The organism is Pseudonocardia kunmingensis (assembly GCF_006716445.1).
In the GTDB taxonomy this organism is placed as follows: domain Bacteria; phylum Actinomycetota; class Actinomycetes; order Mycobacteriales; family Pseudonocardiaceae; genus Pseudonocardia; species Pseudonocardia kunmingensis.
In genome coordinates, this window is the sequence record NZ_VFPA01000001.1 from 2,509,463 (window position 1) to 2,526,488 (window position 17,026).

23 protein-coding genes are annotated in these 17,026 nt (G+C 72.5%); 12 read left to right on the plus strand and 11 right to left on the minus strand.

Going from position 1 to position 17,026, the window contains the following annotated elements; all coding sequences use genetic code 11:
• Window positions 1-62 precede the first annotated feature (62 nt).
• Window positions 63-1,268 carry an acyl-CoA dehydrogenase family protein gene (locus FB558_RS12070; RefSeq protein ID WP_142051813.1) on the plus strand — a complete coding sequence of 402 codons (1,206 nt, stop codon included), beginning with the start codon at window positions 63-65 and terminating at the stop codon, window positions 1,266-1,268.
• A gap of 131 nt (window positions 1,269-1,399) precedes the next feature.
• On the opposite strand, the gene FB558_RS12075 is transcribed toward FB558_RS12070, so the two are convergent.
• Window positions 1,400-1,795 (minus strand): avidin-fold protein, encoded by a 396-nt coding sequence (locus FB558_RS12075; RefSeq protein WP_142051816.1) that lies wholly within the window; start codon window positions 1,793-1,795, stop codon window positions 1,400-1,402.
• A 156-nt stretch (window positions 1,796-1,951) separates the two neighbouring features.
• Between FB558_RS12075 and moaA the strand changes: the two genes are divergently transcribed.
• Together moaA and FB558_RS12085 are read left to right on the plus strand one after the other, a co-directional pair.
• On the plus strand, window positions 1,952-3,013 hold the full coding sequence (gene moaA / locus FB558_RS12080) for a GTP 3',8-cyclase MoaA (RefSeq protein ID WP_142051819.1): 1,062 nt from the start codon (window positions 1,952-1,954) through the stop codon (window positions 3,011-3,013).
• 1 nt (window position 3,014) lies between these two features.
• Window positions 3,015-3,281, plus strand: a complete 267-nt coding sequence (locus FB558_RS12085; RefSeq protein WP_142051822.1) for a MoaD/ThiS family protein — start codon at window positions 3,015-3,017, stop codon at window positions 3,279-3,281.
• A 222-nt stretch (window positions 3,282-3,503) separates the two neighbouring features.
• On the opposite strand, the gene FB558_RS12090 is transcribed toward FB558_RS12085, so the two are convergent.
• On the minus strand, window positions 3,504-3,743 hold the full coding sequence (locus FB558_RS12090; protein WP_142051825.1) for a hypothetical protein: 240 nt from the start codon (window positions 3,741-3,743) through the stop codon (window positions 3,504-3,506).
• Window positions 3,744-3,790: 47 nt separating this feature from the next.
• Complete coding sequence (locus FB558_RS12095) at window positions 3,791-4,666, minus strand: polysaccharide deacetylase family protein (RefSeq protein WP_142051828.1); 876 nt, start codon at window positions 4,664-4,666, stop codon at window positions 3,791-3,793.
• Window positions 4,667-4,757: 91 nt separating this feature from the next.
• On the opposite strand from FB558_RS12095, the gene FB558_RS12100 reads away from it, so the two are divergent.
• Genes FB558_RS12100 through FB558_RS12110 form a run of 3 tightly spaced genes read left to right on the plus strand, consistent with a single transcriptional unit; the run spans window position 4,758 to window position 5,952 of the window.
• Entirely contained in the window at window positions 4,758-5,117 is a 360-nt protein-coding gene (locus FB558_RS12100) for a VOC family protein (RefSeq protein WP_142051831.1), read from the plus strand.
• Entirely contained in the window at window positions 5,117-5,506 is a 390-nt protein-coding gene (locus FB558_RS12105; protein WP_425468021.1) for an ArsR/SmtB family transcription factor, read from the plus strand. The genes FB558_RS12100 and FB558_RS12105 overlap by 1 nt, the downstream gene beginning before the upstream one ends.
• Complete coding sequence (locus FB558_RS12110) at window positions 5,503-5,952, plus strand: SRPBCC family protein (RefSeq protein ID WP_142051833.1); 450 nt, start codon at window positions 5,503-5,505, stop codon at window positions 5,950-5,952. Before FB558_RS12105 ends, FB558_RS12110 begins: the two co-directional genes overlap by 4 nt.
• 3 nt (window positions 5,953-5,955) lie before the next feature.
• Here the strand turns inward: FB558_RS12110 and FB558_RS12115 are convergent, their stop codons facing one another.
• Window positions 5,956-6,405 carry a YdeI/OmpD-associated family protein gene (locus tag FB558_RS12115; RefSeq protein ID WP_142051836.1) on the minus strand — a complete coding sequence of 150 codons (450 nt, stop codon included), beginning with the start codon at window positions 6,403-6,405 and terminating at the stop codon, window positions 5,956-5,958.
• A 57-nt stretch (window positions 6,406-6,462) separates the two neighbouring features.
• Window positions 6,463-7,467 carry a P1 family peptidase gene (locus FB558_RS12120; protein WP_142051839.1) on the minus strand — a complete coding sequence of 335 codons (1,005 nt, stop codon included), beginning with the start codon at window positions 7,465-7,467 and terminating at the stop codon, window positions 6,463-6,465.
• 66 nt (window positions 7,468-7,533) lie between these two features.
• Between FB558_RS12120 and FB558_RS12125 the strand changes: the two genes are divergently transcribed.
• From FB558_RS12125 to FB558_RS12135, 3 genes are all read left to right on the plus strand, one after another.
• On the plus strand, window positions 7,534-8,232 hold the full coding sequence (locus FB558_RS12125; RefSeq protein WP_142051842.1) for a 2OG-Fe(II) oxygenase: 699 nt from the start codon (window positions 7,534-7,536) through the stop codon (window positions 8,230-8,232).
• A gap of 102 nt (window positions 8,233-8,334) precedes the next feature.
• Window positions 8,335-8,994, plus strand: a complete 660-nt coding sequence (locus FB558_RS12130; protein ID WP_142051845.1) for an alpha-ketoglutarate-dependent dioxygenase AlkB family protein — start codon at window positions 8,335-8,337, stop codon at window positions 8,992-8,994.
• A 133-nt stretch (window positions 8,995-9,127) separates the two neighbouring features.
• Entirely contained in the window at window positions 9,128-10,204 is a 1,077-nt protein-coding gene (locus FB558_RS12135; protein ID WP_211366320.1) for a glycosyltransferase family 4 protein, read from the plus strand.
• Here the strand turns inward: FB558_RS12135 and FB558_RS12140 are convergent.
• From FB558_RS12140 to FB558_RS43210, 4 genes are all read right to left on the minus strand, one after another.
• The gene (locus tag FB558_RS12140) at window positions 10,090-11,586 is read right to left on the minus strand and encodes a glycoside hydrolase family 130 protein (protein WP_142051851.1); all 1,497 of its coding nucleotides are present in this window, start codon (window positions 11,584-11,586) and stop codon (window positions 10,090-10,092) included. The two genes, FB558_RS12135 and FB558_RS12140, sit on opposite strands and share 115 nt — an antisense overlap.
• Window positions 11,587-11,612: 26 nt before the next feature.
• On the minus strand, window positions 11,613-12,638 hold the full coding sequence (locus FB558_RS12145; RefSeq protein ID WP_142051854.1) for a glycosyltransferase: 1,026 nt from the start codon (window positions 12,636-12,638) through the stop codon (window positions 11,613-11,615).
• Window positions 12,635-13,855: a glycosyltransferase gene (locus FB558_RS12150; RefSeq protein WP_211366322.1), complete on the minus strand. Its 1,221-nt coding sequence runs from the start codon at window positions 13,853-13,855 to the stop codon at window positions 12,635-12,637. The genes FB558_RS12145 and FB558_RS12150 overlap by 4 nt, the downstream gene beginning before the upstream one ends.
• A gap of 101 nt (window positions 13,856-13,956) precedes the next feature.
• Window positions 13,957-14,160, minus strand: coding sequence for an RGCVC family protein (locus tag FB558_RS43210; RefSeq protein WP_170231119.1), 204 nt, complete (start codon window positions 14,158-14,160; stop codon window positions 13,957-13,959).
• Window positions 14,161-14,388: 228 nt separating this feature from the next.
• Here FB558_RS43210 and hpf point away from each other — a divergent pair, with 228 nt between their 5' ends.
• Together hpf and FB558_RS12160 are read left to right on the plus strand one after the other, a co-directional pair.
• Window positions 14,389-14,745, plus strand: coding sequence for a ribosome hibernation-promoting factor, HPF/YfiA family (hpf, locus tag FB558_RS43215; protein WP_170231275.1), 357 nt, complete (start codon window positions 14,389-14,391; stop codon window positions 14,743-14,745).
• On the plus strand, window positions 14,742-14,936 hold the full coding sequence (locus tag FB558_RS12160) for a hypothetical protein (protein WP_142051862.1): 195 nt from the start codon (window positions 14,742-14,744) through the stop codon (window positions 14,934-14,936). Before hpf ends, FB558_RS12160 begins: the two co-directional genes overlap by 4 nt.
• Before the next feature lie 53 nt (window positions 14,937-14,989).
• Here FB558_RS12160 and FB558_RS43220 read toward each other — a convergent pair whose 3' ends face one another.
• Both FB558_RS43220 and FB558_RS12165 read right to left on the minus strand, forming a co-directional pair.
• Complete coding sequence (locus FB558_RS43220; RefSeq protein ID WP_170231276.1) at window positions 14,990-15,151, minus strand: DUF6307 family protein; 162 nt, start codon at window positions 15,149-15,151, stop codon at window positions 14,990-14,992.
• Between the two features lie 101 nt (window positions 15,152-15,252).
• Window positions 15,253-15,723 (minus strand): DUF5994 family protein, encoded by a 471-nt coding sequence (locus tag FB558_RS12165; protein ID WP_246106381.1) that lies wholly within the window; start codon window positions 15,721-15,723, stop codon window positions 15,253-15,255.
• A gap of 969 nt (window positions 15,724-16,692) precedes the next feature.
• Between FB558_RS12165 and FB558_RS12170 the strand changes: the two genes are divergently transcribed.
• The gene (locus tag FB558_RS12170) at window positions 16,693-17,025 is read left to right on the plus strand and encodes a hypothetical protein (protein WP_142051864.1); all 333 of its coding nucleotides are present in this window, start codon (window positions 16,693-16,695) and stop codon (window positions 17,023-17,025) included.
• Window position 17,026 lies beyond the last annotated feature (1 nt).

Here is a 17,026-nt window from a genome sequence, read left to right on the forward strand (position 1 = left end):
GACAATAGTTCCGCGGATGCGACTACGACCAGCGGCACCCCGTCCTGTGGTTGGGTGCAGCCGTGGACTTCGCACCCAGCGCCGCAGCTGCCGACCACACCGCGCGCATGCGCGCCTTCCTCGACGAGGAGGTGCTCCCCGCCGAGGCGACGTACGACGCGTTCCGCGCCGAGCGGCGCGGCACCCCGCAGGAGTGGGACCTCCCCCCGGTGGTCGAGGAGCTGAAGACGAAGGCCCGCGCCCGTGGCCTGTGGAACCTGTTCCTGCCGAGCGCGTCCGGCCTGTCCAACCTCGAGTACGCGCCGGTGGCCGAGGTGTCCGGCTGGTCGCCCGTGATCGCGCCCGAGGCGATCAACTGCCAGGCCCCCGACACCGGCAACATGGAGACCCTGCACCTGTTCGGCACGCCCGAGCAGAAGCAGGAGTGGCTCGAACCGCTGCTCGAGGGGCAGATCCGGTCCGGGTTCGCGATGACCGAGCCGGACGTCGCCTCGTCCGACGCCACGAACGTGCAGACCCGGATCCGCCGCGAGGGCGACGAGTACGTGATCTCGGGGCGCAAGTGGTGGATCTCCGGCAGCGCCGACCCCCGCTGCAAGATCTTCATCGTCATGGGCAAGACCGACCCGGACGCGGCGACGCACCGGCAGCAGTCGATGGTGCTCGTGCCCCGCGACACCCCGGGCCTGGAGATCAGGAGACACCTGCCGACGTTCGGCTACCAGGACCAGCACGGGCATTCCGAGCTGCGGTTCCACGACGTGCGCGTGCCGGCGGCGAACCTGCTGGGCGAGGAGGGCGGCGGTTTCGCCATCGCCCAGGCCCGGCTCGGCCCCGGCCGCATCCACCACTGCATGCGCCTGATCGGGATGGCTGAACGCGCCATCGACCTCATGGTCCGCCGCGCCAAGGCCCGCACCGCGTTCGGACGCCCGCTCGCCGAGCAGGGCGTCGTGCGCGAGCAGATCGCCCAGTCGCGGATCGAGGTGGAGCAGGCGCGGCTGCTGGTCCTCAAGACGGCGTGGCTCATCGACAACCACGGGGCGAAGGGCGCCGCCAGCGAGATCGCCGCGATCAAGGTCATCTGCCCCCGCATGGCGTGCGCCGTGATCGACCGAGCCCTGCAGGTCCACGGCGGCGCCGGCATGAGCGACGACACGCCGTTGGCCTACTTCTACGTCTGGGCGCGCGCCCTGCGGCTCGCCGACGGCCCCGACGAGGTCCACCTGCGCACGGTCGCCCGCCAGGAACTGGGGCGCCACGACTGACCCACCCGCGAGCCCCAACGCGAGTCTCCCGTCCTGACAGCGCGAGCCTCCCGTTTCAGCAGCGCGAGTCTCCCGTCCTGACAGCGCGAGTCTCGCGTTCAGACAGGGCGTGCAGCGCGTCGGGCGGCCGCTCAGAGCGGGTTCGGGGCCGACCGGGGCGGCGGCGCGTCCCGGGTCTCCGCGACCACGCTGCGGCCCGCGCCGGGCCGGGACTCCCACGCCCACTCCTCGTGCAGCTCGAGCCGCCCGTCGGGCAGCACCACCACCCGCGAGGTGCAGCGGCCGCTCGCCGTCGCGCCGTCGCGGTCGAGGTGGACGTAGCGGAAGGTCAGCTCGGCGCCCGAGCGCGTGCCGACGAGGTAGCCACGGGCCACGGCACCGCCCGCGTACTCCGCCCACACCACGGCACCGTCCTGGTGGTAGGCGAACCGCGTCTCACCACCCACGTCACCGTCGGCCGAGTTGCTGACGCCCACGAAGACCCTGCCGTCGAGCCCGACGTCCGCCGCTGCGCGCTGCGCGTCCATGGCCACAGTGGAGCAGGCCACGCAACTCGCCGATCAGCCAGGCGCCGCAGCGGCATCTGCGGGTCGATCCAGCGTTTGCAGACGCAGCTGCGGAGCGCCTGTGCGGCGCTTGCGCAAGATCCGTTCAAGACCGTTCCTGCCGGTTACGCTCGTGTCGTGACGGCAACCGAGCTCGGTCTCCCGGCAGTGCGACGGGCGGCCCCCCGCGACCCGGCCCGCCCCGCCGACCCGCGGCTCGTCGACTCCTTCGGACGGGTCGCCACCGACCTGAGGATCTCCCTCACCGACCGCTGCAACCTGCGCTGCTCCTACTGCATGCCCGCGGAGGGCCTGGACTGGATGCCGCGCGATGAGCAGCTCACCGACGACGAGCTGATCCGGCTGATCACGATCGCGGTGCGCGACCTCGGCGTGGAGGAGCTGCGCTTCACCGGCGGCGAGCCGCTGCTGCGACGCGGCCTGGAGGGGTTGATCGCCGCCTCCGCCGCGCTGGAGCCCCGCCCCGACATCTCGCTCACCACCAACGGGATCGGGCTCGCCCGCCGCGCCGAGGCACTGGCCGCGGCAGGCGTCAACCGGCTCAACGTCTCCATGGACACGCTCCAGCAGGAGCGCTTCGCCACGATCACCCGCCGCGACCGGCTCTCCGACGTCCTGGACGGGCTCGCCGCAGCCCGGGCCGCGGGTCTGGGACCCGTGAAGATCAACAGCGTGCTGCTGCGCGGCGTGAACGACGACGAGGCCGTCCCGCTCCTGCGGTTCGCCCTCGACCACGGCTACGAGCTGCGCTTCATCGAGCAGATGCCGCTCGACGCGCAGCACGGCTGGGAACGCTCGGAGATGATCACCGCGGGTGAGGTGATGGAGAAGCTGCGCGAGAGCTTCGCGCTCACCCCGGACCCCGCCGAACGCGGCGGCGCCCCGGCCGAGCGCTGGCTGGTCGACGGCGGGCCGGCCGCGGTCGGCGTGATCGCCTCCGTCACGCGTCCGTTCTGCGGCGCGTGCGACCGCACCCGCCTCACGGCCGACGGCCAGGTCCGCTCCTGCCTGTTCGCGCGCACGGAGACCGACCTGCGCGCGATGCTGCGCGGCGGCTCGTCCGACGCGGAGATCGCCGACACCTGGCGCCACGCCATGTGGGGCAAGCTCGCCGGCCACGGCATCGACGACCCGGGCTTCCTGCAGCCGGACCGCCCGATGAGCGCGATCGGAGGCTGACGTGACGACCAGCACCGCCACCGTGACGATCCGCTACTTCGCCGCCGCCCGGGCCGCCGCCGGCGTCGAGACCGAACCACTGGCTCTGCCGGACGGCGCCACCGTCGACGACGTGCTCGCCGCCGCCCGCGCCCGGCACGGCGCCGAGCTCGCCCGCGTGCTCGACCGCTGCAGCTTCCTGCTCGACGAGGTCGCGGTGCGCGACCGCGCGACGGCGGTACCCGCAGGCGCCACCGTGGACGTGCTGCCGCCCTTCGCCGGAGGCTGAGCCACCGCCGCGAGGCGCTCACACACCGATCGTGGTGCTGCCACACCGACTGCAGTCGGTGTGTGAGCTATGAAATCGGTGTGCCAACGGGCATGGCGCAAACGCGAGCCGGGTCGGCGTCGGCTCATCGCCACTCGCGGCCGCCCGCCCCGCGCACACCGATTGCCGCGCCCACGCACCGACTGCGGTCGGTGTGTCAGCGAGGAAGTCGGTGCGCGAGCCCTATGGCGGCTGCGGAACGGCGTCGCCCGCGGTCCCCCGCACGGCGGCGAGCACCTCCGTCGCCTCCGTCTCCCCTGCTCGCGCGGCCGTCGCGACGAGGGCGGCGAGCGTCCGGCACACGGTCGTCCGACCGGTGCGGGTCGCCACCGTCCAGGCGCCAGGGACCGCGCGCACCGTGAGCCCCGGGCACACCGACGCCACCGCCCGGGCCACCGCGGCCCGCCGGCGCGGCCCGGCCACGAGCGCACCGGCCGGGTCCGGCGGGGGCCCACCGCACGCCCCGCACATCAGCGCGGACGGCGCTGCAGGAAGTCCTGCGCGATCGCGTCGAACGTCGACCAGCGCACGCCGTCGTGCCCGGAGATGTGCTCGATCAGCCGCTCCAGCATCAGCAGCACCTGCGGCCGCCCGGAGACGTCGGGGTGGATCGTGAAGGTGAAGACGGCGTAGTCGCTCTCGCGGTACACCCAGTCGAACTGGTCGCGCCACATCTCCTCGATGTGGCGCGGGTTGACGAAGCCGTGGCTGTTCGGGCTGGACTTGATGAACATCATCGGCGGCAGGTCGTCGAGGTACCAGCTCGCCGGGATCTCGACGAGGTCGGTCTCCTCGCCGCGCACCAACGGCTTCATCCATTCGCGGGCGGGCCGGTCGTAGTCGATCGGCGTCCACGAGTCGCCGACCCGCACGTAGTACGGCTCGAAGTCGCGGTGCATCAGCGAGTGGTCGTAGGTGATCCCCCGCTCGACCAGCAGCTCGTTGGTGACGCGGGAGAACTCCCACCACGGTGCGACGTAGCCGGTGGGACGGCGGCCCGATCGCTGCGTGATGAGCTCGATGCAGTGGTCGAGGATGTCGGACTCCTGCTCGCGGGTCATCGCGATCGGGTTCTCGTGGCTGTAGCCGTGCACGCCGATCTCGTGCCCGGCGGCGACGATCTCGTCGAACTGCTCGGGGAACGTCTCGATCGAGTGCCCGGGCCAGAACCACGTGGACGGCAGGTCGTAGCGGGCGAGCATGCGGTTGATCCGGGGCACGCCGACCTCGCCGGCGAAGATCCCCCGGGAGATGTCACCCGGCGAGTCCTCCCCGCCGTAGGAGCCCAGCCAGCCGCCCACGGCGTCGACGTCGATCCCGAACGCTACGAAGATCTCCTTGGCCATGGGGCAGTACACCACCAGGAGCCGGGCGTCGCAGCAGTAGGAAAAAACCTACGCTTGACAGGTAGGTTTCTTCCTACCTATTGTTCCGCGCATGGCGATCACACAGATCAGGACCCTGACGGTGTTCGTGTCCGACCAGGACCGGGCCAAGGCCTTCTACGCCGACCTGCTCGGCTTCGAGGTGCGCAGCGACCAGGTGGTGGGCGACAACCGCTGGCTGGAGGTGGTGCCGCGCCAGGGTGCGAGCGCGATCGCGCTGCACCGCCCCTTCCCCGGGGCGAGCCCGGGCACCAGCCGCGGGATCATCCTCCAGACCGACGACCTGGACGCCGACTGCGCCGCGCTCACCGACGCGGGGGTCGCGGTCGACGGGCCGAACGACCTGCCCTGGGGTCGGCAGGCGACGTTCGCCGACCCGGACGGCAACGGCTTCGTCCTGTCCGCCCGGTGATGCCGCTTGCCCGCGACCTCCCGCTGATGATGGGGTGTGCGGCGATGCCGCAGCGCGCCAAGTCCTCCCCGGCCGACCGGGTGTTCGCCGCCCTGGCCAACCCCACGCGTCGCGACGTCCTCGACCTGCTCCTGGAGGGTCCGCGCCCCGTGCAGGACATCGCCGAGCGGTTCGACATGGCGCGCCCGAGCGTCTCGGAGCACCTCAAGGTCCTCCGGGACGCGGGGCTGGTCAGCGAGACCCGGCACGGCCGGCAGCGCCTCTACGCCGTCGAGCCGGACCCGTTGCAGGACCTGCAGCAGTGGCTCGCCCCGTACGAGCGGTTCTGGCGGCGGAAGCTGGCCGGGCTCGGCGAGTTCCTCGACGCGCAGCAGGCGGGCGACTCATGATCGACGACGACCTCTCCGTGATCCACGTCGACCAGTTCCTCGCCCACCCGCCGGACCGGGTGTGGCAGGCGTTGACCGATCCCGAACTGCTCGCCGCGTGGTTCATGCCGGGCGACTTCGCGCCCGTCGTCGGCCACCGCTGCACGTTCCGCGCCGAGCCGATCGAGGCGACCAGCTTCAGCGGGCTCATCGCGTGCGAGGTGCTCGAGGTGCACCCCGAGCAGCTGCTGCGCTACAGCTGGGCGGACGCCCACCGCCCCGACGGGCTCGACTCGACCGTCACCTGGACGCTCCGCCCCGAGGGCCGCGGCACCCGCCTGTTTCTCGAGCACCGCGGGTTCGACCCCGACGACCCGGTCCAGCAGCTGTCGCGCACGATCATGAGCGGCGGGTGGCGCAGCCACGTGCTCCGCAGGCTCGAACGGCACCTCGCGACGGCCGGCTGAGCCTCACCTGGCCCGGCCGTCGCGCAGCATCGCCACCGACTTCTCGATCCGCCGCAGCCGGGTCTCCTCCTTCTTGGCGCCCTCGACGGAGAGGACGTGCCACCGCTTGTCGCTGTAGGAGATCCCGGCGAAGAACTCCGCGGCGGCCGGTTCGCGTTCCAGCGCGGCGGCGAAGTCGGCGGGCAGCTCCACCTCGCGGGGACGGCTGTCCAGCTCGAGGGTGACGTCCACCTGGTCACCGGCGGCGACGCCCGCCGCCGCCCGGTTCTCCGCGCTGAGCGGGATCAGGAACCGCCCGCCCATCACGGCGACCGTGCTGCGGTAGGTGTGGTCGCCGATGGTCACGCTCACGGCGGGGCGCCTGCCGGAGCCGAGCTGCTCGACGACGTGTGCGGGCACCTCGAAACCGGTCGCGGTCTTGCCGCCGAGCTCGATCGTGGCGCGGAACCGCATGGGGCCCCCTCTCCGTCCTCGGCGCATCAGACCCGATCGCGGACGGCGCCCGCAAGGTCAGCCGACGACGTCGCGGTAGCCGCGCCACGTGCGGGCGGGCGTCGTCACCGTCTCCGCCGCGAGCATCCCGTGCGCGATCGCCCGGCTCACGACGTCGGCCGCGGCGGCGTGCAGGGCGACGAGCCCGGGGACGTCCGGCGCCGGGCGGGCGGCCGTCGACAGCGCGAACACGGCGTCGCCGTCGCTCGCGGTGTGCGCCGGCACGACGGCGCGGGCGAGCCCGTCGTGGCCCATCGTCGCCAGCCGCCCGCACCCCGCCTTGTCCAGGGTGACGTCCGTGGCGACGACGGCCAGGGTCGTCGCCGTGCCGAGGTTCAGCAACGGCCGCGGCGCGGCGCTCAACTCGTCGAGGGCGGTGGCGCTCACCTCGACCGGCGGGAACTCACCCGGCAGGCCCGCGCGCACCCCGTACAGCTGCCCGGTGGCCGGGTCGACGGCCGAACCGGCCGCGTTCACCACGGCCAGCGCCGCGACCACCGAGCCGTCGTCGAGCACGACGCTGGCCGTGCCGACCCCGCCCTTGAGACCACCGGCCTGGGCCCCGGTGCCGGCCCCGACGACGCCCTGCGGCACCGGCCCGTCGGCCGCCGCGTCGTAGGCGGCGGCGCCGGTGCTCGCGTCCGGCCGCGCGGCGAAGTCGCCCCCGCGGCCGAGGTCGAACACCACGGCGCCGGGGACGATCGGCACCACCCCGCCCGCCATCGGGAACCCGACGCCGGCAGCCTCCAGCCGGCTCATCACCCCGGTGGCGGCGGCGAGCCCGTAGGCGCTGCCGCCGCTCAGCACCACCGCGTGCACGCGCTGCACCGTGGCGTCCGGTCGCAGCAGATCGGTCTCGCGGGTGCCGGGTGCGGCTCCGCGGACGTCCACGCCCGCAACGGCCCCGCCCTCCGGTGCCAAGACGACCGTCGTGCCCGAGAGGGCGCCGGGGCCGTCGAGGGCGGCGTGGCCGACGCGGATGCCGGGGACGTCGGTCAGGGCGTTGTGCGGTCCGGGGCGCATCCGGTCATCATCCCCGTGTCCGGTTCCCGCCAGCGAGCGCACGCGACCGCGCCGAGAGTGGACGCCATGACCGCCCTGCTCGACCGCCTGGACGTGCCCGCACTGCAGCAGCGCCTCGACACCGACGGCGTCGCGACCACCCCGCCGCTGCTGACGCCCGCGCAGTGCGCCGAGGTGACCGCGATGTTCGACGACGACGCGCGCTTCCGCAGCACGGTGGTGATGGCGCGCCACTCGTTCGGCGAGGGGAGCTACCGCTACTTCGCCGACCCGCTCCCGCCGCTCGTGCAGCAGTTGCGGGAAAAGCTGTACCCGCCGCTGGCGCGGATCGCGAACCGGTGGGCGGAGCGGCTGGGCGAGCGGACGTTCCCGGACGGGCTCGACGCGCTGCTGGCCGAGTGCGCGGAGCTCGGCCAGCACCGGCCCACCCCGCTCGTGCTCCGCTACGGGCCCGGCGGCTACAACTGCCTGCACCAGGACGTCTACGGCGACCTGACCTTCCCGTTGCAGTTCCTGGTGATGCTCAGCCGTCCGGACGAGGACTTCACCGGCGGCGAGAGCGTGTTCGTGGAGCAGCGGCCGCGCCAGCAGTCCCGACCGGTCGTCGTGCGGCCGCGGCAGGGTGAGGCCGTGGTGTTCCCGGTGCGCCACCGCCCGGCCCGCGGTGCCCGTGGCTTCCACCGGGTGCAGGTGCGGCACGGGGTGAGCGCCGTGCACAGCGGGAGCCGGCACGTGCTGGGGATCATCTTCCACAACGCGCGCTGACCGCGGTGCAAGATCTCGAGTATCGGTCGCCCGTCGTCGTGATCGCAGCAATGACCACCCGATACCGCGGATCATGAGGGGAACGACGGCACACTGGACAGCATGACGTCCGCTCTCCTGCCCCGGGAACGGCGGGTGCTCGCGCCGGGCGCGGTGCACGTGCCGGACTGGCTGGACCTCGACCGGCAGCGCGAGCTCGTCCGGGCCTGCCGGGGCTGGGCGGGGGAAGGGCCGGGGATCCGGGCGGCCGTCATGCCGAACGGCGGCCGGATGACCGTGCGCAGCGTCTGCCTCGGCTGGCACTGGTACCCCTACCGCTACTCCCGCACCCGCGACGACCAGGACGGATCGCCGGTCACACCGTTCCCGCAGTGGCTCGGCGACCTGGGCCGCGAGGCACTGGCCGACGCCTACGGCGACCCGGAACGGGCCCGCGACTACCACCCGGACATCGCGCTGATCAACCACTACGACGACGGCGCCCGCATGGGCCTGCACCGCGACAGCGACGAGAAGGCGCTCGACCCCGTGGTGTCGTTCAGCATCGGGGCGGCGTGCGTGTTCCGGCTGGGGAACACCGAGAACCGCGGGCGCCCGTGGACCGACGTCGAACTGCTCTCCGGCGACCTGGTCGTCTTCGGTGACGAGAGCCGGCTCGCCCACCACGGGGTGCCGAAGCTGCTACCCGCCTACGACGTGCCGGACACCGGGCTCGCGCACGGGCGGCTGAACATCACGCTGCGGGTCTCCGGCCTCGACTGAGCAGCGCGTCGCCCGGCAGGGTGCACGATGGAGGTACCGCGCTCCTCGGCGCGAACACCCCGGATTCCGGAGGCACCTCATCGCGATCAGCCCGACGCCGGCACCTCCTGGAGACGCCCGCCTGCGGATCGGGGTGCTCGCCTCGATCGCCCACCGCACACCACCGCGGGGGTACGGGCCGTGGGAGCAGGTGGCCTCCACGTTGACCGAAGGTCTGGTGGCCCTCGGCCACGACGTCACATTGTTCGCCACCGCCGACTCGATCACGTCGGCGCGCCTGCACGCGGAGGCCCCGACCGGCTACGAGGAGGACCCCGGCGTCGATGCGAAGGTCCACGAGGGCCTGCACATCGCCGCCGCCTTCGAGCGGGCCGGCGAGTTCGACGTCATCTCCAACCAGTTCGACTTCCTGCCGCTGACCTTCAGCCGCCTGGTGCGGACGCCCGTGGTGACCACGATCCACGGCTTCTCGTCGGAGGCGATCCTGCCGGTGTACCGGGCCTACGACGACATCGGCCGGTACGTCGCGATCAGCGACGCCGACCGCCACCCCGACCTGGGGTACGAGGCGACGATCCACCACGGCATCGACCCCGCCCGGTTCACCTTCCGCCCCGATCCCGGCGAGCACCTGCTGTTCCTGGGCCGCATCCACCCGGACAAGGGGACGCACCTGGCGATCGAGGTCGCCCGCCGGGCCGGGCTGCCGCTCGTGATCGCGGGAATCGTGCAGGACGAGTCGTACTTCCGCGATCGCGTGCAGCCCCACCTGGGACGTGGCGGCATCAGCTACGCCGGGCCCGTAGGCCCCGCGGAGCGCGACGCGCTGCTGGGAGGAGCGCTCGCGCTCCTGCACCTGATCGGGTTCGCCGAGCCCTTCGGGCTGTCCGTCGTCGAAGCGCTGGCGACGGGCACCCCGGTGATCGCCCGCCCGCTCGGATCGATGCCCGAGATCGTCCGCCACGGCCGCACCGGGTACCTGGTCGACGACGTCGTGGGCGCGGTCGACGCGGTCCGGCGGGTCGCCTCGCTGTCGCGCCGAGACTGCCGGGACGACGTCGAGGCCCGGTTCACGGCGGGGCGCATGGTGGCCGACTACGCCACGCTGTTCTCCCGGATCGCCGGCGGTGGCCCGTCGGCGATCAGCCGCTCGAGCAGGAGCGGGACGTCGACGACGGCGAACCGCACGGCCGCGTCGCTCGCCCCGTAGGGCAGCAGCAGCCGGTCGCCGTGGCGGAGCGCGCCGCAGGAGTATACGACGTTGGGGACGTACCCCTCGCGTTCGTCGTCGCGCGGCCTCAGGAGGGGTTCTCGCAGCGCACCGAGCACGCGGCTCGGGTCGTCGAGGTCGAGCAGGAGGGCGCCGATCGCGTACTCCCGCATCGGCCCGACACCGTGGGTGAGGACGAGCCACCCACGGTCGGTCTCGACCGGGGAGCCGCAGTTGCCGGTCTGCGTCAGCTCCCACGGCCGGTTCGGGACGTGCAGGGTCTGCGCGTCCCCCCACCACAACCCGTCTACGGAGGTGGCGATGGCGTTGTTCTCGCGATCCCAGCGCGACAGAGCGAGGTGGCGCCCGCCGACCGTGCGGGGGAACAGCGCCATGCCCTTGTTCTTCGCGGCCGGCCCCGCCAGCTGTGTCATCCGGAACCGGCGGAAGTCCGGGGTCTCGATCAGCTGGGGCATGATGCGGTCGCCGTCGAACGCCGTGTAGGTCGCCCGGTACGTCGGGCAGCCGTCCTCGGCCACGGTCCGGACGAAGCGCGCGTCCTCGATGCCCCGTGCGTCCGCCGGACCCTGCGGCCAGAGGACGCGCTCGGCGAGCGCCGATCGCGGGGAGAACTCCACCTCGTAGCTGCACCGGGCGATGCGACGGGCCAGCTCCGCGGTCCGCGTGCCACCGTGGCGGGTGACGCGCTGACCGGCCAGCGCAGCGATCGCCCGTTCCAGCTCAGCCTCGCCGAACCGCGCGGGAAGGCTGCTGACCAGGAACGACGCGCTCTCCGCGTCGGAGCCGTCCTCGGCGAGCACCGCGGCGAACAGCGCCCTGTCGTGCACCGCGGGCCCCGGCCGGCCGGCCTCGACGTGCGGCCCTGGGTCATCCAGGGAGAGCTCGTGCCCGGCACCGAGGACGCCGGTGCGGAACTCCACCGAAGACAGGTGCCCCTCGCCGACCGCGCGCAGGCTCAGGACGAACCGCAGGTGCCCCGGTGGCAGGCCGGACTGGTCCGGGTGCGCCACGACCGACGGGTTGAACAGCGCAGCCGCCTCGATCGCGTACTCGTGGGTGAACCACGCGCCGATCAGGGTGCGCCGCTGCGCGGTCAGCGCGGCGGCGTCCGGCACGCGGTGGGAGATCTCCTCGTAGTGGGCGGCGAGCGTGCCGGGGAGGTCCCGGTGCCGCCCCGTGTAGCGGGCGAGGACGTCCCGCAGCGTCGACCGGACCTCGTCCTCGGGGAGCGCGAGGATCCTGGCCAGGACGCCGGTGGCGCGCGACTCGGTGTTCACGACCAGCTCGTGGCCGGGGACGAACAGCCGGGCAAGGACGCGCGCCGGGTCGGCGGTCAGCGTGGCGTCGAGGCGCGTGATCATGGCGGTGGTAGCCGCCTCCGGCCGCCTCACCCGGCGACCCGCAGCGCGGGCGCGGGGAGCCGGGCCGCTGCCTGCTGCAGCGTCGACACGAGCGCCAGGGTCGACTCCGCGCCCTGGTTCTCGTTGCGGCCGTCGCGCTCCAGACCATCGCAACCACCACCGCTCACCGGGTCGTGCAGCGGGGTGCCGGCGTCGTTGTCGCCGAGGAACCACGCAGTGGCCAGCAAGATCCCGGTGAGCCACCGGTCCTGCCCGGTGAGCTCGTGGGCTCGTGCGCAGGCGTCGGCCAGTGCCGCGGCCTCGATCGGCTGCTGGTCGAACCCCGGGCCGCGGTCGGACGGTCGCCTGCCTGCCGCCGGCACCAGCGACAGGTGGCCGTCGCGGGTCTGCGCGTCGAGCAGCCAGCCGAGCAGCCACAGCCCGTCGGTGACGAGCGCGGGCGCGTCGAGAGCGGCGCCCGCCACGAGCAGGGCCTCGGGGAGAACGGCGTTGGCGTAGGTCAGGCGTGGTTCGGGCCACGGCCACTCCGGCCGGGGAACGGACCGACCGATCACCTCCGGGGCGTCGGCGAGCAGGTCCAGCGCACCGCGGTGTCCCGGTCGCCCGCGCAGCACTTCGCCGGCACCGAGCACGGCGAAGGCAGTGGCGCGGGGGGACGGCGACCGCCACCGCGCGCCCCGCTCGAACGCCGCGAGCGCGCGGGGGTCGGCGCCGGCGGTGCCGAGGGCCCAGAGCGCCCGTCCCCAGCAGTCGTCGACCGAGGGCGCGTCCAGGAACCTCAGGTCGGTTCCGCGACGGTTGCGGAACCGGCCGTCCGCGTCCTGCGCCGCGAGAACGAACGACAGGTACTGCTCGCGGAGGTCGTCCTGCGCGGACGCGTCCTCCCGGCAGACGACGACCAGCGCTCGCGCGACGTCGTCGACGCAGTAGCCGTGCTCACGGCGCGGGGTGGTGCCGCGGGCGTGCTCGTAGAGCCCCCCGGCGTCGGTGAGCCGCCTCAGGTGGGCGAAGGACGGAGCCGGGAAGCGCTCGTACCGCGCGGGCGCGCTCACGAGGCGGCCGGCAGCGTCGCGGCGACGAGCGTCTCGGCGATCTGCTGGTAGCGGGCGGCCACAGCGCCCCACAGCAGGTCCGGTGCCTTCCGCGCGGCCCGCTCCGCGAGCCGGTCGGCGAGTCCGGGTTCGCCCAGTGCGCGGCGCAGCGCCGCCTCCAGCGCTGCGGGGTCCCGCTGGGGCACCACGAGTCCCGTCCCGTCCCCCAGCAGCTCGACGGCGTGCGGGAACGCCGTCGAGACGACCGGGCGGCCCGCAGCCACCGCCTCGATGAGCACACCCGACGTCACCTGCTCGCGCGAGTCGTAGGGCAGGAGCACGACATCGGCCCGCTGCACGAGGCCGGCGAGCTCGCCGACCCCCAGGTACCGGTCGTCGAGCTCGACGACGTCCGCGACGCCCTGCATGTCCGCCCGCCGCACCAGGCTGTCGCGGTAGGACTCCCCGTCGCGGTCGAGCACCTTGGGGTGCGTCTTGCCGATCACGAGGTAGCGCGGCCGGAGATCCCGCAGACCCGGCATGGCGTCGATCGCCCACTCGATGCCCTTCCCCGGCCCGAGCAGCCCCCAGGTGAGGACGAGTGGCCGACCGGTCGAGCGCCGCTCGGCGCGAGCCGCACCGCCGTCCAGTGGGCCGTGGTCGATGGCACCGTGCGGAATCATGACGACTCCGTCCGGGTCGGCGCCGTAGTTCTCCACCAGGCGCTGCCGTGCCGTCTCGGTCATGGTCACGACGACGTCGGCCGACTCGACCAGCCACCGCAGGATGCGCCGCTGCCTCGGGGTCGGCTCCTGGAGCACGGTGTGCAGGACGATGATCGTCGGCACCGTCAGGCCGGCGACGAGGTCGATCACGTCGCAGCCGTCCGCCCCGCCGTAGATCCCGTACTCGTGCTGGACCACGACGGCCTCGAAGCCGTTCAACCGGCGGACCGCGGCCTCGACGCTGCTGCGAGACCCGTTCACCACGTGCGCCACGACCTCGCCGCCAGGATGCGGCTCGGGCCGGTCGATGATCCGCACGACACCGGCCGTCGCCACGGAGCGGTTCAGGTGCTCGGCGAGGGCCGCGCTGAACGTCGCCAGGCCGCACTGCGTCGGCGGGTAGGTGCTGAGGATCCCCACCTTCGCCGGTCCCGGCACCCTGTCGGGGACGCGTGGCGTCGGCACCGGCGAGACGGCCGGACCTGCGGTGGGCCGGTGGACGGTGGTGGGCACGCGTGCTCCTGACGTCGGGGACTGCTGGCGCAACGGGTCACTCCGCCGGGTGGCGGTGACGAGCGCGGGTGGTGCCGCCGGGGTCGGGCGTGGTGCGCGGTTCAGCGGGGCTGCAGCGCGGATGCCCGCGCCTCGCCGACGCAGACGCATCCGCGGCTCAGCGCGCCGGTGATCGTCGCGCAGCAGAACCTGGTCCCGATCCGGTCGTGGGCGTCACGGTCGTGCGGGCAGGCGGCACAGGTGGCGCCGGTGCCGGGCTCGGTGGCGGACGGAGCGTCGATGGGATGGGTATCGGTCTTCTGCAAGGACTGTCCCGACTCGTGCCGTAGATGAACTGTGGTGCTTCTCGAATTCCTGTTCAGACGGGCGAAAAATCGCAACCGTCGCCCAGGGGATCTGCACGTCCGCGGCATGAATTCCAGCCGCTGCTCGGCGGCCCCCGGTTCCCTGAGTCTACTCTCCATCACCGCCCCGGAACGAAAACGAGAGTAGGATCGCCCTGTCGGGGAAACTCGACACCTAGGAGGTCCACCATGGACACCACCGAGATCATCATCACCGGCCGCAACATCACCGGATCCGACCGCTACCGGCCGTACCTCGCGGCCGAACTCGCCGCACTCGGCCACCTGAATCCGGACGTCATCCGATATGACGTCGAACTGGAGCACGAGCCGAACACTCGACAGTCCAGGTCGGCGCAGCGGGTCGTGATCACCAGCCACGGCACGGGCCCGGCCGTGCGCGTCGAGGCCGACGGAGCGGACCTGCCCGCCGTGCTCGACGAGGCGATCAGCACGCTGGCGGGCAGGTTGCGACGCAACCACGACCGTCGCGTGCACCGACGCTCCCGCACCCGACGCACGACGATCGGGTCGGGCACGTCGTGAACAACGATCGCGCATTCGATTTCGACGATCTGATCCTATTGCTCGCCCTCGACCCGACCGACCCTGCGGACGAGTCCGATATCGAGGCGATCGACGAGATCCTGGCCCGCCGGCGCGCCTCGGCCGTCACCGGGGAGCGACGCCCACAGCAACGGAGCGCATTGCGCCTGGTCGCCGACACGCCGCCCTGAACCTCGGCGCCCCGCCGATTCGGCGGGGCGCCGAGCGTGCGCAGGCGGCAGCTCTAGCGCACCTTCTCCGGAATGTGGTCGAGGGCGTTCAGGACGTGCACTGCGAGGTCCGTCGCGGCCTTCTCGTCGATCTTCGAGTTCTGTGTCAGAGCATGGGCGACGAGCGCGACGCGCTGGTCGTAGAGAGAGACGTAGGTGCTGGTGGCGACGGCCATGACGAGGCCCTCTTCTCTGTTCGGTGGCGAACGGTCGTGCATCCGCCGCCCTGCGGACGGCGGTCGGTCGTGCGGTCGGCGCCGGAGCTACCGTCGCACCCTCAGCGCTGCTCGTTGCCGTCAGCGACGGCACCGGCGTGCAGCAGCGCCTCGATCTCGTCGGTGTTGCCGGGACTTCCGGCGGCGGCCAGCGCGGCGTGGGCGGTGGCCGGCGCGGTGTCGGGCGAGACGACCAGGAGGGTGAGCCGACGGCGGGCGCCGAGGACGTCGATGGTGGCGGGGTGCTGCGCGCGGTAGCCCGCCAGGCGGACCGAACGGCCGCCGACGACCGCCCGGCGCGCAGCGGGGTCCCAGTCGCCGAGGTGGTAGCTCACGCTCTCGACGATGCCCAGCCGTTCCGCGACCACGGCCTGCAGGGCGGGCAGCTCCGCGGCGAGGTCGCGCGACCGCGGCCACCATCCGCCGTCGACGCGGCCGGTGAGCGGAGCGCTCGGCTTCAGCGTCGACCGCGGCTGCTCGTGGTCGACGGGCGCGGGCTGCGAGGTGTGGATGGTGCTGGGTGCCGACGTCACGCCGGTGCTCCGTCCCCGGACGCCGAGCGTCCGAGATGGACTTCTCGCCGAGGACGACAGGGGCTCGAGTGCCCGTGTGCGGGATGAACCCGACAGCCATGACACTACACCCGCTGACGCGCGACGCGGCGACGAGCAGCGGACACCTCGGAGGCAAGAGCTGAAGTATCGGGTGCTCATGGTAGTGGAGACAGTGATGGGCAACCGACACTTCGGATCATGATCACTCGGGTTTCCCTACCTCATGATCGGCGTGTCGGCGCGTTCCCGGGTCGAAAACGCCCGTCCACGCGCCGAAGTATCGATCATGGCGACCCAGGTGGCACGCGAAGCTGCCGCCCGACCGAGGTGCGGACACCGACCTCACGCACGGGCGACTGAACACCACGTAGGTCTCCGCCTCGACACGAGCACGCCGCCTGCACTGACCGCGCTCCTCGCAGGGCGAATTTCCTCAAAGCGCCACGAGGATGACCTGGCCCTGGCTATCGTCGAGCGCGTCACGTGACCTCGAGATCGGCTCGTCCGCAGATTCGACCGAGGCCCCGGCGTCAGCACCTCCGGGGCCGTCATGCCCGGCGGAACCAGCGACTTGGTCTGCGGAGACGAGAAGCACAGCTACTATCATATCGCAAATGGGCACGGGTCGGAGTGGACCCGGAAGGGAGTGAAATCTTCCGAAAACTGGCGCGAAGTCGCCGACTACGCCATTGCTGAAGCCCTTCGGAACCCAACGAAGGTGACATACCGTGCCGGCGGCGACAGCTATTGCTACTCGCGCGAAATCTACCTGGTGCACAAGATTCGCGGAATACCTGTAGACGTGTTTCATCCGAATGTCGTCGTTCGTGCGCGTGATGGGGTAATCATCACCGCATACCCGGCGAACGCGCCGTGCCGATAGGCACTCTGCGCTGCAAACGGCCGGGTCGGTTAACCTGAGCGCATACGTTCCCGACAGGAGCAGCCATGAGCGAGAACCCACACTTCCGTCGCTTCCGCCAGATCGTGGAAGGAGACTACCGAGCGGTCTTCACCGAGCCGGGAGCCGACGGCGACCGGCATCTCATCGAGTTCGCAGGTGACCGGTACGACCCGCCACTCCTCGTCGACTTCACCGACGAGGAGTTCGAGGCCGCGGTCCACGGGACAGAGGACAGCGGGCACCATGTCTGGCCGGAGGTCTCCCCGGTGGAGGGTGCGATCCGCCTCATGTCGATTCACCTCGAGGAGAGCCTGCTGAGCACGAGGCCGGTGTCGCGACGCATCTACATCTCGGAGGGCCAACTCCGCGCCGAATGAG